This is a genomic window from Kordiimonas lipolytica (assembly GCF_001550065.1).
The window spans coordinates 242,067-264,064 of sequence record NZ_LRUB01000032.1 but is presented as its reverse complement, the minus strand read 5'-3'; the positions used below and the strand labels follow the sequence as shown (position 1 = coordinate 264,064).

Genomic DNA, 21,998 nt, shown 5'->3' with positions numbered 1-21,998 from the left:
CCTTAATTTTTATAAGAAAGATTGAAGTTCCAGGGGAAATTCCCGTTATAGATCATCTTGCCCCCAGCCTTCGGCTTGCGCTTGAAGATGGCGGTGAAAATCTCTTCCATCATGGTGTCGGCGATCTTGTCGCCCACGCAGTAATGGAAGTGATAGCCATAAACCATATAGACGTCGGGCGACCGGTTCGGATCGAACTTGTTCGGGTCGACAATCCGGCGCTTGTCCTTCATGGCTGACATGCCAGAGATATAAATCAACTGATCTTTCTTGATCTTGTATGTCTTCTTGGACCCGATGCCGATTTCCTGGTCCACGGGCGCCGTGCGCCACAGGCCGGGCAGGATATAGCTGATCCGCAGCGCTTCATGGACCGAGCGCAGCATCAGGTCGCTGTCGTCTGCTTCGGCGGCACCGATCGCGGTCGCATAAGCGTCACGGTTGTTCATGATGACGTCAAGCGCATGGCCGTTCGCCAGCGTGTTGGTGGGCAGGTATCCCATGATCATGCCCATCAGGTAGGACCTGAGCGCCTGGTCGTCGACGATCTTGTCCTTGTGGCAGCGGCCGATAATCGTGGTGTCCGGCAGCGGGTTCTTATGGGCGGCGGCGATGGCGCCGTCGATCACTTCCCACACGATCTTTACCGCTTCCTGTGCGGCAGCGACCACCTTGGGTGCGGTGGACTGAGCGCCAAAAAGGAAGCCTGCCACATGCATGCAGCCATTAAAGAAGGCTGCGCGCTTTTCCAAAGGGATGGGCACACCGTAATAGCGGTCGATCACTGCTTCGGTCACCGGCACCATCAGGTCCTGGATCGCGTCGATCTTGCCGTTTGCCTTATCAAGCCGGTCATTGCTGACCTCATTCGCGATCTCGCCAACGAACTTCAGGTCTTCGGTGCGCCACAGCTTTTTCACATTTTCAAGAGTTTCCCAGTAGGCGGGCGTGTCTTTCATCGCCAGAAGGAAGGTTGGTTCCCAGTCCAGATAGTCCACCTGGCGCTGGTAGGGCACCGGGAAATCCTTCTGGCGGCTGAATACTTCCTGCACCAGGTCGAAGCTGGTGACGATGACGGTATTGGTGAAAGGAAACCGGAACGCGGGCGCGAAACGCCTGAGAATGGCAAAAGTGCCTGGAATGATCCGGCGGACAACGAGTGTGGTCAGGAACTGGGCTATTGGTCCTGGTCGTTTATCCTGATGGCTGGATAGCTTCTCTGTCCCCGCAGCTGGCTTCATGCGGTAACCCCCTGATATGTGCCTATCCATATGCCGCCCCCACGGCATGTTTGTGACTTTCCGTCACAGGATGAGACTATCCAACCTGCGCGAGCCTGTCCAGTTTCCTGAACAGGCGGTCAGCTTAAAGGGTTGTATCCAGGCTTGACCGCGCCTTTAAATATCGCTCTGTTGCTTGGTAACCGGCGGTATAGAGCTGATCAAAATTCTCTGCAGAAAGGCCAAGGTCTGTGGCCTTGAACCCAAGATCGTCAATCATCACGCTGCGACGGGTTTGCTCAGGGTCTCGGTCGAAATCGATTGTCTGGGCACTCAGGAGCGTGGCGAACAGACTTTTGGTGAATTCAAAAAGATTGTCCAGTTCCAGGTCTTCGCGTTCGTAGCTGCGACCACTGAAACAGAAGCCAAGCGTGCGGTCGTCCACGCCGCCGGGCCCATCAAAGGCATTGATCGGATAATTATAGACAGTGCCGCCATCTACATAGATATGGTTGTTCGGGATGCTGTCGGGGAATTGCCAGGCGGCATACATCAGCGGGATCGACATGGAGGCCCGTACAGCCCCCACAACAGACGCATCAGGTGTTGCTGCGGCCGAAAATTCGCGGGTGTTGCGGATATTCAGGTCAGTCGCGAAAACCTTCAGGTCTCGCGCACCCTCGTTCGCCAGCTGGGCGAATGTCATATTTTCCGGTAGGTCCAGGCTGGTGACTTGCCTCGCGATCCAGTCATATAGCACTTCACCCTTATAGAGCCCATAGTGGGTGGCAATGCGGATCGGATTGGGCTTGTCTTCAAGGGTTTTGAATTGAAGTGACTTAAGGGCGTCCCGAAGGCCGTCCGATGAATAACCAAGACTAAGGAGGAGAGCTGCAAACGCGCCTGCCGATGACCCTGCAACCTTTGTCACCCCCTGCATGAGGTCCCGCTCTTCAAGAAGTTTCAGCGCGCCGGCATAGGCAATGCCGCGCACACCACCACCTTCGAAAACCAGATTTTCAATCCTGGTGTCGCCCGATGTCATGACGCCCCCCGTTGTCTATCTTGTCTATTTTCAGGCGGGGGCGGTATCGGCAGCGCTTGCCGGGGCAGGCTGGTCCTTGGCCTGCGGGCGATAGGTGGCTACACAGTTGCGACCTGCGTCCTTGGCCCGGTAGAGCGCCTCGTCCCCGGCGTCGAAAAAGTCGGCGGCGGTGGCGAATTTGCTGTCATGGCAGTTGACCACACCGATGCTGATAGACACTGTTTTGAGCGCCGGGTCCCCGGCAACCTGTTCCCGCAGCCGCTCGGCCAGAAGGATTGCTGCTTCCTTGCTAGTACGGGGCAAGAGCACTGTGAATTCTTCTCCGCCATAACGGTATGCCGTTCCTGGGCGGCGGATCTGGGTATTGAAGACCTCTCCGAGGTGACGCAGAATTTCGTCCCCAGCGGCATGGCCGAACTGGTCGTTGAAATCCTTGAAGTTGTCCACGTCGATGACAAGAAGCGACAGCTCAGCTTCGGGGCGGGAACTGACATTGAATTCCGCCTGCAGCTCTTCATCGAAATGGCGCCGATTGGCAAGGCCCGTCAGCGTGTCGATGTGCGACTGGTGCCTGAGCTGCTTTACCCGCACGCCCAGGGCTGCAGACAGGAAGATAAATTCGAAGAAAGACCCGACCTGGAAGCCGTAATGGGTGATGAAATTGTGCGGCAACAGGCCAAAGACCTTCAGCAGGTAAAGCAGAAGCCCCACAAGGAACACAGACCAGGCCATCAGATAATAGCGTGCCGCTGCTTCGCCGCGCAGGTGGGCTGTGACACCCATCGCCAACACGAGGCCAAGAGCAACCAGGTTAAGAATTGCCAGCGGCATCACCAGGGCGCCATAGCCGACGAAAGGCACCAAAAGAAGGATTGGCATCAGGACAAGCTGCAGGCCGGTAACGGCGCGATGTAAAAACGGCGACAGGCTTTTGATGCCCAGAAGCGACCTTGAGAACTGCAGCAGGAATATAATCGACAGCGTCAGCAGGATAGGTCGGCTGATCTGTCCAAATTCTGGTGCGTCTGGCCACAGATACTGGAACGCCAGGCCATTGAAAGCCATCATGTAGCTGCTATAGCTCAAGATGTATGTCAGGTAATAGAGAAACGCCAGATGGCGATCCACCAGATATAGAAGTGAAATACACAGCGCCAGCAACAGGAAGCCGCCGAAATAGGCACCGAAGGCCAGATACTCAAGTTCGATCTTGGGTAACAGGGAATGCTGGCCGTATAGCGACAGGCCGATATTGACAGGCCCGTCCGTACGAACCCGCATGTAGATGGTCTGCTGTTCGCCGGCCTCAACCGTCAGTGGGAAAAGGAAATCGCGGTGGCCGATGGGGCGGCTGTCGAAGGCGCGCCGGTTGCCAGTTTCCCAGCTTTGAATCAGTTCCTTGCCGGAGAAAACCCAGACATCGACATAGTCAAGGAGCGGATAGTCGAGCTTGAAAGTCACCTTGTCGGCCTTGTCGCCGCTATTTTTCACGCTGAAGCGCACCCACCAGGCGGATTTCGAAAAACCATAGTTGGCAGCACCCCTGTATAGGGGTTCGAACCGCGCATCGAAGAAAGCGTCCCTGAGGTCGGTCTCGCTGAACTGATAGTCAGTATCTTCCAGGATATCCAGATGCGGCGTAACATCGATGACTGACCGGAGGCCGTCTATCTCCACAGGTGCTGCAGCCTGGACTGACTGCGACAGCGTCAAGAGCGCAAAGCACAGGGATGCCAGCATCAATTTCCAAAAAGCCATAGTCGCTTTACCACACTTTATTCATCACAAGCAGGAACAAGGGTTCCCAATCCGGCCTCATACGAAAGTTGATGCCCCCACCAAGGTCTTCTTGAAGCCAATCTAGCAAAACAATTTGATAAAGCCCTCATTTTTTTTGGTATTTCGCAACTAATGCATCCGTTAATTGGGATGTGTCCGAGAAAAACTATATAATTTTAGTATGGATTTGGATGCTCAGTACAGGCTTTTTGTCTGGTTCACGCTATTTATTGTTCGAAAGTCGCGCAAATAGGCTATTGTCCCGCATGTGCCTTCGGTACAGGCGGTATGATAAAAGAGCCGGCATGCCCTTGGTTGTGACGTGACGGCTATCAGTCCGCTGCAGCAGATCCGCCTGCGGATTGGGGCGCCGCCACATGCAGGCATTCCGACAGTTTTTCGCGGCAGACGCGGCGCATTTGGCTGGCGAGCGAGCGGTATAGCTGTCGCTTTGCTGCTGTCGGTCGCCAGGCCAGCACCACGTCCCGGTCGGATGGGGTTTCGCTCAGTTCCAATACCGTGACGTCATTTCTGGGGTCGATCTCACTTCGGATATAAAGCGCGGGCAGAAAGGCAAGGCCAAAGCCTGTGCCGATCATCTGCCGCACGGTATCCAGGCTGGTGCCTTCATAATCGCGCATCAGATGGGCCCCGAACTGGTTCGCCATGGCTTGCATTTGCTCGAACAGCCGGTGCCGCTCTTCAATCGCGAGAAGCCGTTCCCCGCGGATGGCGCTGGCATTCACCATGCCCTTGCCGACAAGGGGGTGGTCCGGTGGGGCACACAGCTTGAACGGCTCGCCGAACAGGGGCTCGACCACCAGGCCGCCGATCTCAACCGGCATGGTGGTGAGAATCAGGTCGTAGCGTCCATCGATCAGGCCGTTTTCCAGTTCCCGGGGGGTAGCTTCACGCACATAAAGCCTCAGCGTCGGGTCTGCAGCATGAACTTCGGAGAGCACCTCTGGCAGGAAATAGGGGCCCAGCGTTGGTGGCACGCCCATCCGGTGAACGCCGCTGCCGCCAGTGCTGGCAAAGCGTGCCTGCTCGCGGATCGCATTCACCTCCGTCTCAATATTGGTGATGTGCGGGATCAGGTCCCGCCCTGCGGCCGTCGGAATCGTGCCTGACCGCGACCGCTCCAGAAGCGTCATGCCCAGCGCTTCCTCAAGGGCAGCGATCTGGGACGTGATAGTGGGCTGCGATACCCCCAGCTTCTGGGACGCGCCGCGGAAGCTGCCCGCCTTGATCACCGCCTGAAGGTAATTGAGCTGTTTAAGCGTTGGGTGTCCGATGTCTGCCATGGCTGCCTCATTCATGTGATAGCTATTATCTATCATAAAATATGAAAATATGGCAATTGAATTATCACATGACTCTCAATACATCGTATCCAGCGAAGTATTTCTGCCGTTCACCCGGTTTCTTCCCAGCGGGTGGGCGGCCCAGATTCCCAGGAGAGTATGATGGACAAAATTGTTGACGGCGTACTGAAGTTCAAACACGAAGTTTTCCCAGAGCGCAAAGAGCTGTTTGCGGATCTCGCATCGGGCCAAAGCCCTGAAGTGCTGATGATCACTTGCGCTGACAGCCGTATCGACCCAGGCATGATCACCCAGGCTGAGCCTGGCGACCTGTTCATCTGCCGGAACGCTGGTAACATCGTGCCTCCCCACAGCACCCACACCGGCGGCAACACGGCATCGATCGAGTTTGCTGTGGCAGTATTGGGCGTGACCGACATTGTTGTATGCGGCCACACTGACTGCGGCGCCATGAAAGGTGCCATCAACCCTGAGGCGCTGACTGAACTCCCGCACGTGTCCAACTGGCTGGCGCACAGTCGCGCTGCCGTTGCTGTTGCCCGCCGCAAGTACCCTGACCTTGAAGGCAAGGATTTCCTGAAGGCGGTTACGGAAGAAAACGTATTGCTGCAGCTTCAGCACCTGCGCACCCACCCTGTGGTGGCAGCAGGCCTGGCTGAAGGCAAGATCAAGCTGCACGGCTGGGTCTATGACATTGGTCACGGTGAAGTGCATGCCTATGACGCGGACACTGGCAACTTCACATCGCTGGCTGACCAGAAAGCCGTCGCGTAACGCGGCGGTCTCACAAAAGACAGCAGGACAAGAAAATGAAATTCATCCCCACTAGCAATTTGCGCGGCGACGTGATGGGCGGTCTGACGACCGGCATCGTGGCGCTGCCGCTGGCGCTTGCCTTTGGTGAAGCGTCCGGCGCTGGCCCGATTGCGGGTCTTTACGGCGCCATTATCGTCGGCTTCTTTGCTGCCCTGTTCGGCGGCACAGGCAGTAACGTATCCGGCCCAACCGGCCCGATGGTTGTTGTTTTCGCTGGCGTATTTGCAACCCTCGCCGGTGACCCGGCGCTTGTGTTTGCCGCGGTTGTACTGGCAGGCATCATCCAGATCCTGTTCGGGATCTTCAAGTTCGGCCAGTTTATCCGGCTTGTGCCCTATCCCGTTGTATCGGGCTTCATGAGCGGTATCGGTGTGATCATCATTGCACTTCAGATGGCGCGCCTGTTTGGTCACGAGCCAGAAGGCAGCGGCACGATTCCGGCCATTGCCTCCATTCCGGGTGCTGTGATGGACCCGAACCTGGTTGCTCTCGGCATCGGTGTGCTGACGCTTGCCATCGTCTTCTTCTGGCCGAAAAACCTGGGCAAATGGATCCCCGCACCACTTGCGGCCCTCGCCATCGCGACTGGCCTGTCGGTGATGTTCTCCGGTGCGCCGATCCTTGGTGACGTGCCAACGGGTCTGCCGTCCTTCATCATGCCGGCTTTTTCGCAGGATTCGCTCTTCGTCGTTTTTGAAGCGGCTATCCTTCTGGCGCTTCTTGGTGCGATCGACAGCCTGCTGACCTCCCTTGTGGCCGACAACATGACGCGTACGCGCCATGACTCGAATAAGGAACTGGTGGGCCAGGGCATTGGTAACGCGGTTGCCGGTCTCTTTGGTGCTGTGCCTGGTGCCGGTGCCACCATGCGGACGGTTGTGAACATCCGTTCTGGTGGCCAGTTCAAGCTTTCCGGCATGATGCACAGTATTGTGCTTCTCGCGATTGCGCTGGTGCTTGCCCCTGTGGCTTCCCTGATCCCACACGCCGCACTCGCGGGCATCCTGATCAAGGTTGGCTACGACATTATCGACTGGACGTACCTCAAGCGTGCCCACAAGGGCCCACGCTGGGACCTGGCGCTGATGGCTGTTGTGCTTGGCCTGACTGTATTCGTTGACCTGATCACCGCTGTTGCAGTGGGTGTGGTGCTGGCGGCTCTCGCCTTCATCAAGCAGCTCTCCGAGCAGCAGATCAAAAACCTGCAGGTGATCGACCGCGAAGTGGTTGACCCACAAGAGCGTGAGCTTCTGACCCAGCTTGGCGGCCGTGTATCCCTCTTTGACTTTGGCGGCCCGCTTTCCTTCGGTGCGGCGGCTGACCTTGGTCACCACGTACGGGAAAAGGCTGACGGCTCCACGCGTATCCTGATCATGGATTTCACCCGCGTACCGTTCCTGGACCTGTCGGCTGCGAAGGCTGTTGAAACCATCGTTGAAGATGCCACCCACGCCGGCAAAGGCCTGTTCTTCGTTGGTGCCTCGAAAGAGGTCCGGTCCGTGATCGATGGCCTGGCCATTGCAACGGCCATGTCGGACGATCACTGGTTCGACAACCGCAAGGTGGCTCTCAAGGAAGCGGCCAACCTGATTGAAAAAGATCAAACCGATACGCTGTCTGGCGCAGCTGTACCGGCCTAGTAATTCACTCTTCCTATCCAACTTGGGCGCCCTGCGAGGCGCCCATTTTTTTTGCCACAGGTGGCCGTTCAGGAAAAATCGGGCTCGGCGTCCCAGTCGAAACCCGCGGGCGCACCGCCAGAGATCGGGTCTTTGAAATCCGGGTCGCGTTTTTCCAAAAAGCTTTGCACCCCTTCCTTGCCGTCGCGGATGCTGGTGTGCAGCATGGTGCGGCTCTCTGCCTTATGCGCCTCCATCGGGTGGCTCGCGCCCATCATGCGCCACAGAAGCTGGCGGTTGAGCGCCACCGACATCGCGCTGGTGCGGGCGGAAAAGCTCTCCGCGATCTCCCGCGCGCGGGCCAGCAGCGCGTCGGGTTCGACAATCTCTGAAATCAGCCCGGCCTCAAGTGCTTCATCAGCCTTGAATACCCGACCGGTGTAGGACCATTCGGCGGCTTTCGCGATGCCCACAAGGCGCGGCAGGAACCAGCTTGAGCAGCTCTCCAGCGTGATGCCGCGCTCTGCGAACACGAAACCGAACTTGGCGAAGGGCGATGCGATGCGCACATCCATCGGCAGCTGCATGGTGGTGCCCACGCCCACGCTTGCGCCATTGATGGCTGCGATCAGCGGCTTTTTCATGCGGTACATCCGAAGCACCACGCGCCCGCCGGTGTCCCGGTTCCGCTCCATCTCCGGGGATAGCGGGTCGATGCTTTCGTCCAGCCCGAACACATTGCCGTCTGCCGAAAGATCCATGCCCGCACAGAAGGCGCGCCCGGCCCCGGTGAAGATGACGGCGCGCACGCTGTCGTCCGCGTCCGCGCGGTCCAGCACCTCTTCCATCTCCCGCCCCATGGTCGGGGTGAAGGCATTCATATTGTCTGGCCGGTTCAGCGTTACAGTCACAACCGGGCCGTCCTGTTCGTATGTCAGCGTTTCATAGCTCATTATGGTGCTCCCTGTTTGTCATAGAGACTAGGGCGCAGGGCGCATTTGGGAAGGGTGGTAGCGCTTGCCTTTCAAGACTGTTCAGTCCATTTTAGGCGAAATCCTGTGGGAGGGAGGCACGCATGAAAACTTGGTTTCTGGAACAACTGGCGATGTATTCGGCCTATCACCGCGACGGCCGCAACCAGGCAACGCACCATATCGGCGTGCCGATGATCGTTTTCTCGCTTCTGGTGCTTGCCAGCACCGTGCCCTTGATGACCTTCGAGGTCGGGCGCTTCACGCTTGCCGCCGTGCTTATCGGCGTGCTCCTTTTATACTATATCGTCAATGCCCCGCTTATCGGCACGATCGCGGTGCTGATCTATGGAGCGCTTTTGTATTTCGCGGAAGTGATGGCGCTTGAAGGCACAGTCTTTGCCGTCAAAAGCTTTGTGGTTCTTTTCCTTGTTGGTTGGGTCATCCAGTTCACCGGCCATATTTTCGAAGGCCGCAAGCCCGCGCTTTTTGACAACCTGACCCAGGTATTCATTGCGCCAGCCTTCCTGATCGCAGAGGTGCTGTTCATGCTGGGGCTGGAGCAGGCGCTGAAGGCAGACGTGGAAGCCCGCGCTGTCAAATATCTGCCGAAGGGTGAATAACCTTAAAGGTAAGGACTAAGAAGCCACAGCACGCGTCCCATTGCACGCTTGAAGGTGGAGCGGTTCTTGAAGTCTTCCGCCGTCATCAGCGTGGCGCCCGCCATGCGCTTGCGCACCCATTTGGTCATGGTCATGGCCAGCGCCGTGTCATAGCATTCCACATTGAATTCGAAGTTCAGCTTCAGTGACCGCGCGTCCCAGTTCGATGACCCGAACAGCACCCAGTCGTCATCCACGATCATCAGTTTGGTATGGTCAAACGGCGGATCGGACAGATGCAGATTGCAGCCGATCTGCACGAGCTGCCGCGCGCCTGAAAGCGACGACAGCGCAAAGAAGGGCAGGTTGTTCTGGCTGGGCACCAGAATGTCCACCTGCACGCCCCTGAGCGCCGCCTGCTTGAGCGCAGAGATCAGCGCCGGTTCAGGCAGGAAATAGGGTGTCACCAGCTGCACGCGTTTGCGCGCGCCCCCCAGTGCGCTTTCCATGATCATCGCGGTTTTGTGGTAATATTCGTCCGGCCCATCCGGGATGGCGCGGGCCGTTACACCAGGGTGTTGCGGCTCAGCTGGCGGCATCCACACGTCATCATCCAGGTCTTCCTTGGTGGAAAAGGCCCAGTCATCGGCGAAGGCTTCCATCATCTGGCTGACAATCGGGCCCTTCAGGCGAAAGTGCGTATCGCGCACACGCGGGCTGCCGTCTGATCGTTCCAGATGGTGTTTGCGGATATTCATGCCGCCGGCAAAGCCTGTGTTGCCGTCAACGATAAGAAGCTTCCGGTGGGTGCGCAGGTTGAAGAAGGCCAGCCGCCAGGACAGCCGCGCGGGGTTGAACACCGCCACGGGCACGCCGCGCCGCCTGAGAAGGTTCGACACAGGCTTGAGGCCATAAAGGTTGCCCACGGCATCCACCAGCACCCGCACCTGAACGCCGCGTTCGTGCGCGCGAGCCAGCGCCGCGACAAAGCGCCTGCCGGCCTGGTCGGCCTGGAAGATATAGGTGGTGAGTGCCACGGTGCGTTCTGCGGCATCGATCGCCTGGATCATGGCGTCATAGGCCTCGCGCCCACCGGCCAGGGCTTCAATGCTGTTGCCCATGGTCAGCGGCAGGTTGGTCACCCTGCCGCCAAGGCGCGCATGAGCCTGCCAGCGATTGGGGGCTTCGGGCACGCCTTCTGTCAGGCACGGGCCTTCGGGGTCGTGGGTGTCGGCGGACCGGGGCGCCATGCCCTGGCGTTCCCGCACGCGCCGGGCCCGGCGCCGGATGCGGCTGATGCCGAACAGGAAGTAGCTCAGAAGCCCCAGCATGGGCGCGATCCAGACAAGGCCGATCCATGTGATGGCCGACCGCACATCGTCTTTGGTGCGCAGAATGTGGACGCTGGCCAAAATCTGGGCCAGGAAAACAAAGCCCACAATCAGCCAGCCGTTAGGCCATATCAGTGCTTCCAGATTCATACATCCCCATTCCCGTAGTCGCTACAACACCATATAGGGGATTAGCCCACGGTGTGAAGGGCCAATAAGGAATTCGGTGCATGACCTTAGATAGCTGAAATTGCTGGCTGATTTCTTGCTTGAGCGGGGGATTGAATGGCGCTAGCGTGCGCCAATGGCCTTGACTTCAACATTCGCGACCGCGCCCAAGCCTTTGCGGGCAGACGACCTTGCCTGTTTCCGGGGCGGGCGAATGGTGTTCGACCATCTTTCTTTCGAAGTGAAACCGGGTGAGCTTCTGTACCTCAGGGGCAAAAACGGCAGCGGCAAATCGACGCTGTTGCGCCTGATTGCGGGGTTCTTGCGCGCCCAGGGCGGCACGCTCAAGTATGGCGATGAGGCTTGGGCGCATGGCGACGCGGCGCTTTCGGAAGCGCTGATTTACGCCGGGCACGACAATGCGCTGAAGCCCGTTTTGACGCTTCGGGAAAACGCGCGTGAGCTCATGCGCCTCATGACCGGCCGTGCGGTGGGCGACGTAGCGCTCGCTGAAGCCGCTGAAGTGTTCGCACTGACCGGGCTTCTGGACCAGCCTGTGCGCTATTTTTCAAGCGGGCAGCGGCACCGGTCCAACCTGATGCGCTTTGCGTACCTTTCGCGCCCCCTGTGGCTGATGGATGAACCCACCGTGGGCCTGGATGCCGAGAACCGCGATGCGCTCGCGGCTCTGATGCGCAAGCATCTGGACATGGGCGGCATGATCATCGCCGCGACCCATGACCCGATTGGCGTTGAGGGTGCGATGATCGACATGCGCGACTACCAACCGGAAATCGAGCTTGAGGAGGAATGGTTGTGACCTCGGCTCAGGAAACTTCCCTTAGCGGCATTTTCTTCGGCATCGTCAGGCGTGACGTGCGCCTTGCCTGGTCGCAGGGCGGCACGGGCACCATGGCGCTCAGCTTTTTCCTGATCGCCGTCACATTGTTCCCGTTTGGTGTGGGGCCGGAACCGCAGGTGCTGGCACGCATCGCGCCGGGCGTGATCTGGGTGGTGGCTTTGCTTGCCTGTCTGATCAGCCTTGATCGGCTCTATCAGGCGGATTTTGAGGACGGTAGCCTGGATGATCTGGCCCTGTCACCCCTCGGGCTGACAGGTGTGGCCGCGGCCAAGATCTTGGCGCACTGGGTCTCCACTGTGCTGCCGCTTGTTGTCGTCTCGCCCATCCTGGGCATGCTGATGAACCTGCCGGACGGCGCTTATGGTACGCTGCTGATATCGCTCCTGGTCGGCACGCCCGCGCTCAGTCTGATCGGCAGCATGGGCGCGGCGCTGACGGTATCGGTGCGCAGGGGAGGGGTGCTGCTGTCGCTTCTCGTACTTCCCTTATATGTGCCAACGCTGATTTTCGCCGTTGGCGCGGTGGACGCAACAGCCGGGCTGGTGGACGCTACCCAGCCGCTTGCGCTTCTGGGGGCCGCCAGTTTGCTGGCGCTTGTGGTGGGGCCGTTCGTCAGCGCGCAGGCGCTCCGGCTATCGCTTGAATAGCGCTGGGGATAACAAGGGTGTGTGAGGCATCAAGTCGCACTTGCGGCCAAAGGGGGTTCACTATAGGTAAGGGCCATGCATAGATTCGCCAATCCAGCCCAGTTCAACCGCCTGGCAGACAAGATTCTGCCATGGGCGAAACTTGTGCTGGCAGCATGCCTGATTTACGGCCTCTATCTGGCCTTCTTTGGCAGCCCGCCGGACCGGCAGCAGGGCGAAAGCGTGCGCATCATGTATGTGCATGTGCCTGCAGCCTGGATGGCCATGTTCTGCTATCTGGTGGTGGCGGGCGCAAGCTTCACCGAATTTGTCTGGCGCCATCCGCTGGCGATCCTGGCAGGCAAGGCCGCCGCGCCCATCGGCGCCACCTTTACGGCCCTTGCGCTGATCACCGGCGCGCTGTGGGGCAAGCCCACCTGGGGCACCTATTGGCAGTGGGACGGCCGCATGACATCGGTCTTAGTGCTGTTCTTCCTGTATCTTGGCTATATGGCCATCTGGCGCAGCATGGATGAGGAAGAAAAGGCGGGCCGCGCGGCTTCGATTCTGGCGCTTGTGGGCGTAATCAACCTGCCGATCATCAAATTCTCGGTCGAATGGTGGAACACGCTCCATCAGCCAGCGAGCGTCTTCCGCCTGGATGGCCCGACCATCAGCGGTGAGATGCTGTGGCCCTTGTTCACCATGGCCATCGCCTTCAAGGCCTATTTTGTCGTCGTGTTTCTCTATAGGATGAAGCTTGAGATCAACCGCCGCAAACTCAGTGTTTTGCGCATGAGCAGGGTGAACGGCTGATGACAGACCTTTTCGACATGGGCAGCGTTGGCCCCTTCGTGTGGGGCGCTTACGGCGTGACCGCGGTTGGGCTGGTGGCGCTTTTGGTCATGAGCTTGCGCGCCAACAAGGCGGCAGCTGAACAGGTGGAACGCATGCGACCCAAGCGGCGCAAGAAACCGACGGCGGGAGACAATTGATGGCGGGCTTGAAGACACGGAAGAAACAGCGCCTTGTGGTGATGATCGTGGCCGTGGCTGTGCTTGCGCTTGCGGCCTTCCTGATTGTGTTCGCCGGGCGCCAGACGGGCAGCTTCAATCTGTTCCTGCAGCCCAGCGAAGTGTTCCAGCAAAAAGTCGCCCCCGGCCAGCGCTTCCGCCTGGGTGGTCTGGTGGAAACGGGTACGTTCGAGCGCAAGGACGATGGCCTGACGTACGAGTTCCGTGTGACGGACTGTGCGGCGGATATTCCGGTGCGCTTCACCGGCATGCTGCCCAGCCTGTTCCGCGAAGGCCAGGGCGTGGTGTCCGAAGGCGCCTTGAATGCTGAAGGCGTGTTTGTGGCCGATACGGTTCTGGCCAAGCATGACGAAAACTACGCCGCCCCCGGCACCATGCCAAAGAATGAAGAGGCCTGCAGCCACCCCGAAGCCCTGACAGCGGGGCAGACCGGCCGATGATCGCAGAGCTCGGCCATTTCGCCACCATCATGGCGCTGATACTGGCGCTTCTGGGCGCAACCGTGCCGCATGTGGGCATTGCCCGCGCCGACAGCCGCCTGATGACGGTGGCCGACAACACGGCCCTTGGCCAGTTCCTGATGGCCCTGATCGCCTTTGGCGCGCTGACCTACAGCTATCTGATCTCGGACTTCTCCGTTTATGCTGTGGCTGCCAATTCGCACACGGCCAAGCCGCTCCTCTATAAAATCGCGGGTGTTTGGGGCAACCACGAGGGCAGCCTCCTTTTGTGGGTGTTGATGCTCACGCTTTTCGCAGCCGCGCTTTCGGTCAAGGGTAAGAAACTGCCGCAACGCTTCCGTACGCGGGTGATCGCGGTCCAGAGCGCCCTGGTGCTTGGCTTCCTGCTGTTCATCGTTTTCACCAGCAACCCGTTCCTCAGGCTTGACCCGGCGCCGATTGAAGGCAATGGGTTGAACCCCTTGTTGCAAGACCCCGGCCTCGCTTTTCATCCACCCATGCTGTACCTCGGCTATGTGGGCCTGTCGGTTGCCTTTTCCTTTGCGGTCGCAGCGCTGATTGAAGGTGAGGTGACCCCCCTTTGGGCGCGCTGGGTGCGGCCCTGGACGCTGGTGGCCTGGATGTTCCTGACAGCCGGTATCATCCTTGGGTCCTGGTGGGCCTACTATGAGCTTGGTTGGGGCGGTTGGTGGTTCTGGGACCCGGTCGAGAACGCAAGCTTCATGCCCTGGCTGGTGGCAACTGCGCTTTTGCATTCCGCTATCGTGGTCGAGAAGCGCGACGCGCTCAAAAGCTGGACGATCCTGCTGTCGATTGTTGCCTTTTCCTTCAGCCTTCTCGGGACCTTCCTTGTGCGCTCGGGCGTGATCACCAGCGTGCATGCGTTTGCCAATGACCCGGCGCGCGGTGTCTTTATCCTGGGCTTCCTGGTGGTGGTGGTCGGTGGATCGCTGGCGCTTTATGCCTGGCGCGCACCAAAGCTGACGCCGGGTGGCCTGTTTGGGCTCGTGAGCCGCGAAAGCGCGCTTGTGCTCAATAACGTCCTGTTGTCCACTTTTGCGGGCGTGGTGCTTGTGGGCACGCTTTATCCGCTGTTTTTGGAAGCGGCAAACGCCGGACAGATCAGTGTGGGGGCGCCTTTCTTTGAATATGGCGCTGTGGTGCTGATGAGCCCCCTTATCGTCGCACTCGGCTTCGGGCCCTTGCTGGCCTGGAAGCGTGGGCGACTTCCGCGCGCGGCCACAACGCTGTTGCCCGCCGCGATTGTGGCGCTGGTGGTTGGGCTTTACGTCTTTTGGCAGTCGGCGGGCGGTATCCTGATGACAGCTTTCGGTCTGGTGCTGGCCACCTGGCTTCTGGCGTCAGTGGTTCTGGAAATCGCTGAGCGCACGCAGCTTTTCAAAAACCCATCCGCCTTCCTGCGTCGGGTCAAGGGCCTGCCGCGCGCCAGCTGGGGTATGAGCCTGGCACATACTGGCGTTGCCGTGCTCCTGTTCGGCATCACCATTTCCGAGGCCTGGACCGAAGAAAAGCTTCTGGTAATGGAACCCGGGGACACAGCTACAGTGGGCGACTATGACATCCGTTTTGACGGTGTGAAACCGGTTGTCGGGCCGAACTTTACCGCCATTGAGGGCTATTTCTTCGCCAGCCACAAAACCAAGGGCGCGATTGGCACGCTGGACCCGCAGGACCGGCTTTATACGGACCCGGTGATGAACACGACCGAAGCGTCGATCCTGTCGCTGGCGTCGGGGGACCTCTATGCCGTGATCGGCGAAGCCGCGGGCGGCGGGCGCTGGTCTGTCCGGCTTTATTTCAAGCCCTTCGTTTCCGGCCTTTGGCTGGGTGCCGCGCTGATGGTGCTGGGGGGCTTCCTGTCGCTCAGTGATCGCCGGCTCCGGATCGGCGCGCCCAAGGCGAAGCAAGTGAAAGCGGAGGCCTGATCATGCAGCGGTTCGTTCCCCTTGTTATTGTGCTTTCCATGTTCGGCCTGTTCTTCTTCATGATGACAGACGAAGACCGCAACCCGAATGAGATCAAAAGCGTGATCATCGGCAAGCCCGCGCCGACCTTCTCGATTCCGGGCCTTGAGCCGGACGCGCCTGCGCTTTCAAGTGCGGACCTCAAGACCGGCCAGCCTGTATTTGTGAATTTCTTTGCCAGCTGGTGCGTGCCCTGCCGCGCCGAACACGAAAGCCTGATGGCGCTGGCGCGTGAGCATGGCGCAAGGGTGATCGGCATTGCCTATAAGGATACGCCTGACCGGGCGCTCGCCTTCCTGGATGAACTGGGTGACCCTTTCACCAAAACCGGCGCTGACCTTGATGGCCGCGTGGCGATTGACTGGGGCGTGACCGGCGTGCCGGAGACGTTTCTGGTGGACGGCAGCGGCACGGTTGTCTACCGCCACTGGGGCCCGATTGTGGGTGACGGGCTTGAAGCCAAGGTGCTTCCAGCCCTGGAGGCAGCCAAATGATGCGGGCATTTACTGCACTTCTGATCGCGATTGCGATGTCCGTGGCGGCGCTGTCTGTCGCGGTGGACGAAAAGCCGCTTGCGGACCCGGCCAAGGAAGCCATGGCGCGCGACCTGATGAAAGAGCTGCGCTGCGTGGTGTGCCAGAACCAGTCGATTGAGGATTCAAACGCCGATATCGCGCGCGACCTTCGGCAGATTGTGCGCGAACGGATCGCCATGGGCGACACGCCCGACAATGTGAAGGCCTATCTGGTGGACCGCTACGGCGACTATGTCCTCCTGGAGCCGCCCTTCAAGAAAAGCACCTATTTCCTGTGGGGATCGCCCTTCATCTTCCTTGGGCTGGTGCTTTATATGGTGCTTCGCTCGCGGAAAGCGCCCGTGGTGCCAAAGCCGCTGAGCGCGGATGAGCAGGCGGAGCTCGAAAAAATCCTTGGCAAGCGGGAGGAAGATAAATGATTTGGCTTCTTCTTGTCCTGACCGCACTTCTGGCAGCAGCCACATTGATCATGGGGCGTCGCCGCGGTGAAACCGTTGATCCGCTGGACCATTACCGTGCCCAGCTTGAAGAGATTTCGGAAGACGAGGCACGCGGCATGGTGGATGCGGAAAGCGCGCGTGCGGCAAAGCTGGAGGTCGAGCGCCGCATCCTAAAGGCTGCCAAACAGCAGACGCGGGCTGGCTCCGCTGCAGGAGATGGGCGCCTGCCTTTCCTGATTGCGGGCGCTGCCCTTGTTGCCGCCTTTGCGCTATACGGCTTTATGGGCCGCCCGACGCTGCCGGCCAAACCCGGCATGGTGGTCAGCGGGCTTGACCAACTGGTTGAAGAAGGCGGCATGACTTTCGGTGAAGCCATAAAGACCATCAAGAAGCACCTTAGGGACAACCCGCTGGATATGAAGGCCTGGGAGGTTCTGGCAAAAACCGCACGGTCAGTCAGGGATTTCTCAACAGCCGCAAACGCCTTCAGTAAACTGGCAGAGCTGGACCCTGCGAACGCTACGTGGCGCGCGCAGCAGCTTGAGGCGATGATCGCCATGTCGTCTGGCCAGATTTCGCCGTCCGCGCGCCTTGTGCTCGCGGGTCTGATTCAGGATTTCCCGGATCACGCGGCGGGGCAATATTATCTGGGCCTTGCCCGGCTTCAGGCCGGTGACGAAATGGGTGCGAAGGCTGCCTGGACCGCGCTTGCTGACAGGTCTTCGCCTGACGCGCCCTGGATGCCGATGCTCCAGCGCCAGCTTTCAACCCTTGGCGTGGCGCCGCCGAAGCTGACGCAGGACCAGATGGCATCGGTTGAGGGCATGACCGAAGAAGAGCGCCAGGCCTTTATCGCCAGCATGATGGAGCGGCTTGAAGCGCGGCTCGAATCGGCGCCGGATGACCCTCAAGGCTGGCTCATGCTGGCGCGGTCACACCTGACGCTGGGCGACAAAGAAGCGGCAATTGACGCCCTTGAACGCGGTCTGAGCCATGTTTCGGGCGAAAAGGCAGCTGGCCTGCAGGCGTTTCTTGACAATTTGCGTTCGGACCCCAATCTTTAACACTCTGGTCAGAATTGCGCAGTATGCTGCGCGTCAGGAGCTTTGACCCAAAAGGCTCCTGAGGAAACCGGAACATCAATCGGCCCGAAGAATTCGTCTGCCAGATTCAAGCGCTAAAATAGCCTTACCCGTGAGATTGAGGTCAAAAGACCATGGTCGACATTAACCCGAACGCCTCTGGGCTCCAGTCCCAACTGCAGGCGCAGCTTCAAAGTGGCCGCGGCCAGCGGGCAGCAGTCAACAAGCTCGACCTGACGCCCCGCCCGACGGACGTGATCGAGGAGCGCATCCGCGCGCGCCAGAGCGAAGGCAACCGTCAGGCACCGGCGCAGCAATCGGAAAAATCGAACCGCAGTGGAAACCTGTCGTCCGCGCAGGAGCTTGAGGCTGCGCAAAGCCGCGTCAGCGATATTGGCACGGGCCAGCGCGAAGCACCTATCGGGCGGCTTTCCGAGCAATTATCAAGCCAGCGCGATGTGCCGCTTGGGCAGATCATTGATATTCGGGTCTAGCGTAGATTAAGGGCTGGACAGGGCGCCGGTCCGCCTTAGATTTCAGGGTATGGCTGACCCAACAAGACCACCGAAGAATTTCCATCATACCGTCCCTGACGGCGATGAGCGTGAACGGCTTGTCTGCCGTGACTGTGGCTTTATCGCTTATGAGAACCCGCGCATCATTGCGGGCGCAGTGGTGGAGCATGACGGCAAAATCCTTTTGTGCAAGCGCGCCATTTATCCGCAAAAAGGCAAATGGACCATCCCAGCCGGCTTTCTGGAGATGGGCGAAGGCCCGGACGAGGGCGCTGTGCGCGAAGCCTATGAGGAAGCAACAGCACATATTGAGATTCGCGACCTTCTGGCCATCTATTCGGTCCGGCATATCAGTCAGGTACACATGATGTATCGGGCGACGCTCAATGCGCCAGACTTCGCACCGGGGTTTGAAAGCCTGGAGGTTGGCCTGTTCGCGTGGGAAGACATCCCCTGGGACGATCTGGCTTTCCCAAGCGTGCACTGGGTGCTTGCGCACTATCGGGAGGCCATGGGGAAATCCGGTTTCGCGCCTTTCACCAATCCTGTGTAGCGCCCAAGGCGGGCCATCACCCTGAAGTCTGCTCGGAAGGCTTTATTTGGGCCTCTAATGCGTGTATGTCAGGAACCTGATGTTCCCAAAAAATGTTGAATTCCTATGCTGCGCCGCCTGGCTGACCTGATTTTCCCGTCCGAACCACCAATCCGCTGTGTTGGTACCTACCACAAGACAGGCACGGTCTGGATGAGGCGGGTGTTCAAGGATATTGCGAAGGCTGCTGGTGCAGGCTTTGTGGATTTGCGGGATGTGCAGGACACTGCCTTTGAGCCGGACCACGGCACCATCTATCTTGAAGATCACACGGCTTTTCCCGAACCCTTCCTGACCAAGAAGGTGCGGGGCATTCGTATTATCCGGGACCCGCGGGATGTGGTGATCTCCGGCGCGCACTATCATGGGAAATCGGTTGAGCCCTGGCTTCATGAAGCTAAGCCCTTTTTTGATGGCAAGACCTACGCCGAGATGATCAATAGCTTTGACGCGATGGTAGATCGCTACCGGTTTGAAATGGACAATGTGGCCGCCGATACCATCGCGGCCATGACTGACGCCAAAGGCGACAGCGCGCAACAAGCCTTTCTGGACAGGAATTTCCTGACGGTCAGATATGAGGACCTGATTGAGGACACCGAGCTTGCCGAGTTCCGGAAAATCTGCCGGTATCTGAAGCTGCCGTTCAGGATAGCGTCGCCCGCCTTTCTCAAGCATTCACTGTTCAATAACAAGAATGCAGTCGGTGGGCACGGGCGGTCGGGCAAGAAGCAGCAATGGAAAACTGTGTTTGACCAGGCGCTGGGGCGTGCCTTTGCGGAGAAACACCAGCAGTCCCTTGAAATCCTGGGCTATGAAAAGGATGACAGCTGGATCGAGCGCCTGAAACCCTAGGGTTTTGGCTGGTCAGAATCGGGATCGTCTTCTTCCGGCATATGCTTCATCAGCATGGGCATGTGCGCCATCAGGAAGACAAAGTTCAGCCCTATATAGCCGAATGTCTTGAAATTGATCCAGAAATCGTCGCTTTGGGTGCGCCAGATCAGCTCATTCAGAAGCGCGGTCGCGATGAAGAAGATGGCATAGTTGCGTGTCAGCGTCCGCCAGGCCGTATCCGGCAGGTGGAAGGCCAGCTCCATGATCGATTTGATGTAAAGCCGCCCGGTCAAAAGGCCGAACAGCAGGATAGAGGCGAACACACCATTGATCAGCGTCAGCTTCATCTTCACAAAGACATCGCTTTGCAGCCACAGGGTCAAGCCGCCCATCACCATCACCACCACAAGCGTGAATTTGTGCATGGCGCTGACATGGCCCTGTTTCACTTTGGAATAGATGGCGGCAACAATAATCGCGATCATGAAGGGGATTGTGGCGTTGATGATACGCTCGTCGCCCTCGCCAATACGGAACGCCAGGAAAAACACCAGGAGCGGGCCGAAATCCAGCATGAATTTGCGCCAGCCGGTCAGCTTTGGCTTGCCTTCTGGGGTCAGTTCAGCTGTTGCCTTTTTGTCATCCATCGTGGTTTCGGTGCCTCATCGCAAATTTGTGATCACATTTCTCGCTTGCCGGTTCGCGGGCATGCTGGCTAGATAGCGCACCACCAACGCAGGAAAGCAGGCTAGTTATGCTGCAGGTTTTGAAAGATCGCAACTTCCGTATCTTCTGGATCGGGGAATTTATCTCCGTGATCGGGGATCATATCAGCATGCTTGCCTTCCCCTGGCTGGTGCTGCAGCTGACAGGTAGTGAATTCATGATGGGCTTGGTGTTTGCGGCTCAGGGCCTGCCGCGCGCGATCCTGATGCTGATGGGCGGCGCGGTGGTGGACCGCACCAGCCCCCGCAAGGTGATGCTTTATACCAACGTCATCCGCATGGGGCTGATGGCGCTGCTTGCTTATCTGCTGTTCATAGGCAGCGTCACGATCGTGATTGTTTTCGCCATTGCGCTGGCATTCGGCGTGGCCGACGCCTTCTTCTACCCCGCGACCACTTCGATTGTTCCCAGCCTGGTCAAGAAAGACCAGCTGAAGGAAGGCAACGCACTTGTCCAGACCACCATGTGGCTGGGCGTGATCATCGGGCCGCTGATCGCAGGGTTCGTGATTGCGGGCGAAGCTAGCCTGGGCACCCATTCCGTGGCCGCCCACACGATTGGCCTGGGCGACGACCAGCAGGGGCTGGCGCGCGCCTTCGCGCTTGACGGCCTGACCTTCTTTGCCTCTGCGCTCACGCTCCTTTTTGTGCGCACGCGCAATCTGGAGAAAGAAGATGAGGGCGGCACCTCCATGCTGGAGGAGATCAAGGTGGCTGTCCGCTTTGTCTGGTCCGTGCCCGCCTTCCGGCTGGGGTTCCTGGGCATCGCCGCGCTTGAGTTCTTCTTCCAGGCGCCGATTTTCGTGGGCCTGCCCGCGCTTGCTGACCTCAGGTTCGAAGAAGGTGCCTATATTTACGGCCTGCAGATCGCGGCATATGGCAGCGGGGCCTTCCTTGGTGCGTCCTCGGCCGGGATTTTCAAGGCACCTCGGGATGAGAGTGTCATCCGCATCATGTTCTCGCTCTTCTGCTTTTCGGGCGCGACGATTGCACTCATTGTGCTTTACCCGCCCTATTGGTGGGGCATGGTGGTTTTCTTTATCGCGGGCAGTGGCGACAGCTGGGTGTGGGTGCATTTCACCACGCTTCTGCAGAACCGTACGCCGGAAAAACTCCTGGGCCGGGTCATGAGCCTTCTCATGTTCATGTCGGTCGGCCTGTTGCCCATCGCCGCAGTAATCATGGGCACAGCGTTCGAGATCAACCTTGAAGGCGCGCTTCTTGTTGCCTCGGCGGCCATCATGCTGGCCTGCGGCGTGGGCGCCTTCCACCCCTATGCCAGCCGCTTCAGCGTTCCTGAAGGGGTGAAGGACGAGGTCACTGGTGTGTGACCAATATCCTCACGTCCTTGATATCCCGGACGACTATGGGTACATGGATGAGGAACTGGTCACCATCCTCAGGGAAAGCGTGGCGGCAATTTTAAG

At 58.9% G+C, this 21,998-nt stretch carries 23 protein-coding genes; 16 read left to right on the top strand and 7 right to left on the bottom strand.

Annotated elements, in window-relative coordinates:
* Positions 1-2 precede the first annotated feature (2 nt).
* The 4 genes from KORM41_RS16990 to KORM41_RS16975 all read right to left on the bottom strand — a co-directional run bounded on the left by KORM41_RS16990 (position 3) and on the right by KORM41_RS16975 (position 5,348).
* A complete protein-coding gene (locus KORM41_RS16990; RefSeq protein WP_068151012.1) occupies positions 3-1,241 on the bottom strand; it encodes a cytochrome P450 in 1,239 nt (412 codons plus the stop codon).
* Between the two features lie 124 nt (positions 1,242-1,365).
* Positions 1,366-2,265 carry a patatin-like phospholipase family protein gene (locus KORM41_RS16985; RefSeq protein WP_068151009.1) on the bottom strand — a complete coding sequence of 300 codons (900 nt, stop codon included), beginning with the start codon at positions 2,263-2,265 and terminating at the stop codon, positions 1,366-1,368.
* A gap of 30 nt (positions 2,266-2,295) precedes the next feature.
* Positions 2,296-4,023 (bottom strand): diguanylate cyclase, encoded by a 1,728-nt coding sequence (locus KORM41_RS16980; protein WP_082720024.1) that lies wholly within the window; start codon positions 4,021-4,023, stop codon positions 2,296-2,298.
* A 353-nt stretch (positions 4,024-4,376) separates the two neighbouring features.
* Positions 4,377-5,348 carry a hydrogen peroxide-inducible genes activator gene (locus tag KORM41_RS16975; protein WP_068151003.1) on the bottom strand — a complete coding sequence of 324 codons (972 nt, stop codon included), beginning with the start codon at positions 5,346-5,348 and terminating at the stop codon, positions 4,377-4,379.
* Positions 5,349-5,510: 162 nt separating this feature from the next.
* Between KORM41_RS16975 and KORM41_RS16970 the strand changes: the two genes are divergently transcribed.
* Both KORM41_RS16970 and KORM41_RS16965 read left to right on the top strand, forming a co-directional pair.
* A complete protein-coding gene (locus KORM41_RS16970; RefSeq protein ID WP_068151000.1) occupies positions 5,511-6,143 on the top strand; it encodes a carbonic anhydrase in 633 nt (210 codons plus the stop codon).
* Between the two features lie 35 nt (positions 6,144-6,178).
* Positions 6,179-7,825 carry a SulP family inorganic anion transporter gene (locus tag KORM41_RS16965; RefSeq protein ID WP_068150996.1) on the top strand — a complete coding sequence of 549 codons (1,647 nt, stop codon included), beginning with the start codon at positions 6,179-6,181 and terminating at the stop codon, positions 7,823-7,825.
* A gap of 68 nt (positions 7,826-7,893) precedes the next feature.
* On the opposite strand, the gene KORM41_RS16960 is transcribed toward KORM41_RS16965, so the two are convergent.
* A complete protein-coding gene (locus KORM41_RS16960) occupies positions 7,894-8,757 on the bottom strand; it encodes a crotonase/enoyl-CoA hydratase family protein (protein WP_068150993.1) in 864 nt (287 codons plus the stop codon).
* Positions 8,758-8,879: 122 nt separating this feature from the next.
* Between KORM41_RS16960 and KORM41_RS16955 the strand changes: the two genes are divergently transcribed.
* Positions 8,880-9,398, top strand: coding sequence for an Mpo1 family 2-hydroxy fatty acid dioxygenase (locus tag KORM41_RS16955; protein ID WP_068150988.1), 519 nt, complete (start codon positions 8,880-8,882; stop codon positions 9,396-9,398).
* Between the two features lie 2 nt (positions 9,399-9,400).
* On the opposite strand, the gene KORM41_RS16950 is transcribed toward KORM41_RS16955, so the two are convergent.
* Positions 9,401-10,858, bottom strand: coding sequence for a phospholipase D-like domain-containing protein (locus KORM41_RS16950; RefSeq protein ID WP_068150985.1), 1,458 nt, complete (start codon positions 10,856-10,858; stop codon positions 9,401-9,403).
* A gap of 154 nt (positions 10,859-11,012) precedes the next feature.
* On the opposite strand from KORM41_RS16950, the gene ccmA reads away from it, so the two are divergent.
* The 12 genes from ccmA (at position 11,013) to KORM41_RS16890 (ending at position 19,864) form a co-directional block, all read left to right on the top strand.
* Positions 11,013-11,696 carry a heme ABC exporter ATP-binding protein CcmA gene (ccmA, locus tag KORM41_RS16945; RefSeq protein WP_068150981.1) on the top strand — a complete coding sequence of 228 codons (684 nt, stop codon included), beginning with the start codon at positions 11,013-11,015 and terminating at the stop codon, positions 11,694-11,696.
* Positions 11,693-12,385, top strand: a complete 693-nt coding sequence (gene ccmB, locus KORM41_RS16940) for a heme exporter protein CcmB (RefSeq protein ID WP_231727314.1) — start codon at positions 11,693-11,695, stop codon at positions 12,383-12,385. Before ccmA ends, ccmB begins: the two co-directional genes overlap by 4 nt.
* Positions 12,386-12,460: 75 nt before the next feature.
* The gene (locus tag KORM41_RS16935) at positions 12,461-13,180 is read left to right on the top strand and encodes a heme ABC transporter permease (RefSeq protein WP_068150973.1); all 720 of its coding nucleotides are present in this window, start codon (positions 12,461-12,463) and stop codon (positions 13,178-13,180) included.
* A complete protein-coding gene (gene ccmD, locus KORM41_RS16930; RefSeq protein WP_068150971.1) occupies positions 13,180-13,359 on the top strand; it encodes a heme exporter protein CcmD in 180 nt (59 codons plus the stop codon). The genes KORM41_RS16935 and ccmD overlap by 1 nt, the downstream gene beginning before the upstream one ends.
* Positions 13,359-13,838 carry a cytochrome c maturation protein CcmE gene (ccmE, locus tag KORM41_RS16925; RefSeq protein WP_068150966.1) on the top strand — a complete coding sequence of 160 codons (480 nt, stop codon included), beginning with the start codon at positions 13,359-13,361 and terminating at the stop codon, positions 13,836-13,838. Before ccmD ends, ccmE begins: the two co-directional genes overlap by 1 nt.
* The gene (locus KORM41_RS16920; RefSeq protein ID WP_068150963.1) at positions 13,835-15,805 is read left to right on the top strand and encodes a heme lyase CcmF/NrfE family subunit; all 1,971 of its coding nucleotides are present in this window, start codon (positions 13,835-13,837) and stop codon (positions 15,803-15,805) included. The genes ccmE and KORM41_RS16920 overlap by 4 nt, the downstream gene beginning before the upstream one ends.
* A gap of 2 nt (positions 15,806-15,807) precedes the next feature.
* The gene (locus KORM41_RS16915) at positions 15,808-16,338 is read left to right on the top strand and encodes a DsbE family thiol:disulfide interchange protein (protein WP_068150961.1); all 531 of its coding nucleotides are present in this window, start codon (positions 15,808-15,810) and stop codon (positions 16,336-16,338) included.
* Positions 16,335-16,799: a cytochrome c-type biogenesis protein gene (locus KORM41_RS16910; RefSeq protein WP_068150958.1), complete on the top strand. Its 465-nt coding sequence runs from the start codon at positions 16,335-16,337 to the stop codon at positions 16,797-16,799. The genes KORM41_RS16915 and KORM41_RS16910 overlap by 4 nt, the downstream gene beginning before the upstream one ends.
* Positions 16,796-17,884, top strand: coding sequence for a c-type cytochrome biogenesis protein CcmI (gene ccmI, locus KORM41_RS16905; RefSeq protein WP_068150955.1), 1,089 nt, complete (start codon positions 16,796-16,798; stop codon positions 17,882-17,884). The genes KORM41_RS16910 and ccmI overlap by 4 nt, the downstream gene beginning before the upstream one ends.
* Before the next feature lie 152 nt (positions 17,885-18,036).
* Positions 18,037-18,396: a hypothetical protein gene (locus KORM41_RS16900; protein WP_068150954.1), complete on the top strand. Its 360-nt coding sequence runs from the start codon at positions 18,037-18,039 to the stop codon at positions 18,394-18,396.
* A gap of 49 nt (positions 18,397-18,445) precedes the next feature.
* On the top strand, positions 18,446-18,970 hold the full coding sequence (locus KORM41_RS16895) for an NUDIX hydrolase (RefSeq protein WP_068150951.1): 525 nt from the start codon (positions 18,446-18,448) through the stop codon (positions 18,968-18,970).
* A gap of 105 nt (positions 18,971-19,075) precedes the next feature.
* Complete coding sequence (locus tag KORM41_RS16890) at positions 19,076-19,864, top strand: sulfotransferase domain-containing protein (protein WP_068150947.1); 789 nt, start codon at positions 19,076-19,078, stop codon at positions 19,862-19,864.
* On the opposite strand, the gene ispZ is transcribed toward KORM41_RS16890, so the two are convergent.
* The gene (gene ispZ, locus KORM41_RS16885) at positions 19,861-20,493 is read right to left on the bottom strand and encodes a septation protein IspZ (protein WP_068150944.1); all 633 of its coding nucleotides are present in this window, start codon (positions 20,491-20,493) and stop codon (positions 19,861-19,863) included. The two genes, KORM41_RS16890 and ispZ, sit on opposite strands and share 4 nt — an antisense overlap.
* Positions 20,494-20,600: 107 nt before the next feature.
* On the opposite strand from ispZ, the gene KORM41_RS16880 reads away from it, so the two are divergent.
* On the top strand, positions 20,601-21,902 hold the full coding sequence (locus KORM41_RS16880) for an MFS transporter (RefSeq protein ID WP_068150942.1): 1,302 nt from the start codon (positions 20,601-20,603) through the stop codon (positions 21,900-21,902).
* Positions 21,903-21,998: the final 96 nt, after the last annotated feature.

Coding starts and splice junctions, on each gene's coding strand:
- KORM41_RS16990 (WP_068151012.1), bottom strand. CDS start 1,241: ATGAAGCCAGCTGCGGGGACAGAGAAGCTATCCAGCCATCAGGATAAA.
- KORM41_RS16985 (WP_068151009.1), bottom strand. CDS start 2,265: ATGACATCGGGCGACACCAGGATTGAAAATCTGGTTTTCGAAGGTGGT.
- KORM41_RS16980 (WP_082720024.1), bottom strand. CDS start 4,023: ATGGCTTTTTGGAAATTGATGCTGGCATCCCTGTGCTTTGCGCTCTTG.
- KORM41_RS16975 (WP_068151003.1), bottom strand. CDS start 5,348: ATGGCAGACATCGGACACCCAACGCTTAAACAGCTCAATTACCTTCAG.
- KORM41_RS16970 (WP_068151000.1), top strand. CDS start 5,511: ATGGACAAAATTGTTGACGGCGTACTGAAGTTCAAACACGAAGTTTTC.
- KORM41_RS16965 (WP_068150996.1), top strand. CDS start 6,179: ATGAAATTCATCCCCACTAGCAATTTGCGCGGCGACGTGATGGGCGGT.
- KORM41_RS16960 (WP_068150993.1), bottom strand. CDS start 8,757: ATGAGCTATGAAACGCTGACATACGAACAGGACGGCCCGGTTGTGACT.
- KORM41_RS16955 (WP_068150988.1), top strand. CDS start 8,880: ATGAAAACTTGGTTTCTGGAACAACTGGCGATGTATTCGGCCTATCAC.
- KORM41_RS16950 (WP_068150985.1), bottom strand. CDS start 10,858: ATGAATCTGGAAGCACTGATATGGCCTAACGGCTGGCTGATTGTGGGC.
- ccmA (WP_068150981.1), top strand. CDS start 11,013: ATGGCCTTGACTTCAACATTCGCGACCGCGCCCAAGCCTTTGCGGGCA.
- KORM41_RS16935 (WP_068150973.1), top strand. CDS start 12,461: ATGCATAGATTCGCCAATCCAGCCCAGTTCAACCGCCTGGCAGACAAG.
- ccmD (WP_068150971.1), top strand. CDS start 13,180: ATGACAGACCTTTTCGACATGGGCAGCGTTGGCCCCTTCGTGTGGGGC.
- ccmE (WP_068150966.1), top strand. CDS start 13,359: ATGGCGGGCTTGAAGACACGGAAGAAACAGCGCCTTGTGGTGATGATC.
- KORM41_RS16920 (WP_068150963.1), top strand. CDS start 13,835: ATGATCGCAGAGCTCGGCCATTTCGCCACCATCATGGCGCTGATACTG.
- KORM41_RS16915 (WP_068150961.1), top strand. CDS start 15,808: ATGCAGCGGTTCGTTCCCCTTGTTATTGTGCTTTCCATGTTCGGCCTG.
- KORM41_RS16910 (WP_068150958.1), top strand. CDS start 16,335: ATGATGCGGGCATTTACTGCACTTCTGATCGCGATTGCGATGTCCGTG.
- ccmI (WP_068150955.1), top strand. CDS start 16,796: ATGATTTGGCTTCTTCTTGTCCTGACCGCACTTCTGGCAGCAGCCACA.
- KORM41_RS16900 (WP_068150954.1), top strand. CDS start 18,037: ATGGTCGACATTAACCCGAACGCCTCTGGGCTCCAGTCCCAACTGCAG.
- KORM41_RS16895 (WP_068150951.1), top strand. CDS start 18,446: ATGGCTGACCCAACAAGACCACCGAAGAATTTCCATCATACCGTCCCT.
- KORM41_RS16890 (WP_068150947.1), top strand. CDS start 19,076: ATGCTGCGCCGCCTGGCTGACCTGATTTTCCCGTCCGAACCACCAATC.
- ispZ (WP_068150944.1), bottom strand. CDS start 20,493: ATGGATGACAAAAAGGCAACAGCTGAACTGACCCCAGAAGGCAAGCCA.
- KORM41_RS16880 (WP_068150942.1), top strand. CDS start 20,601: ATGCTGCAGGTTTTGAAAGATCGCAACTTCCGTATCTTCTGGATCGGG.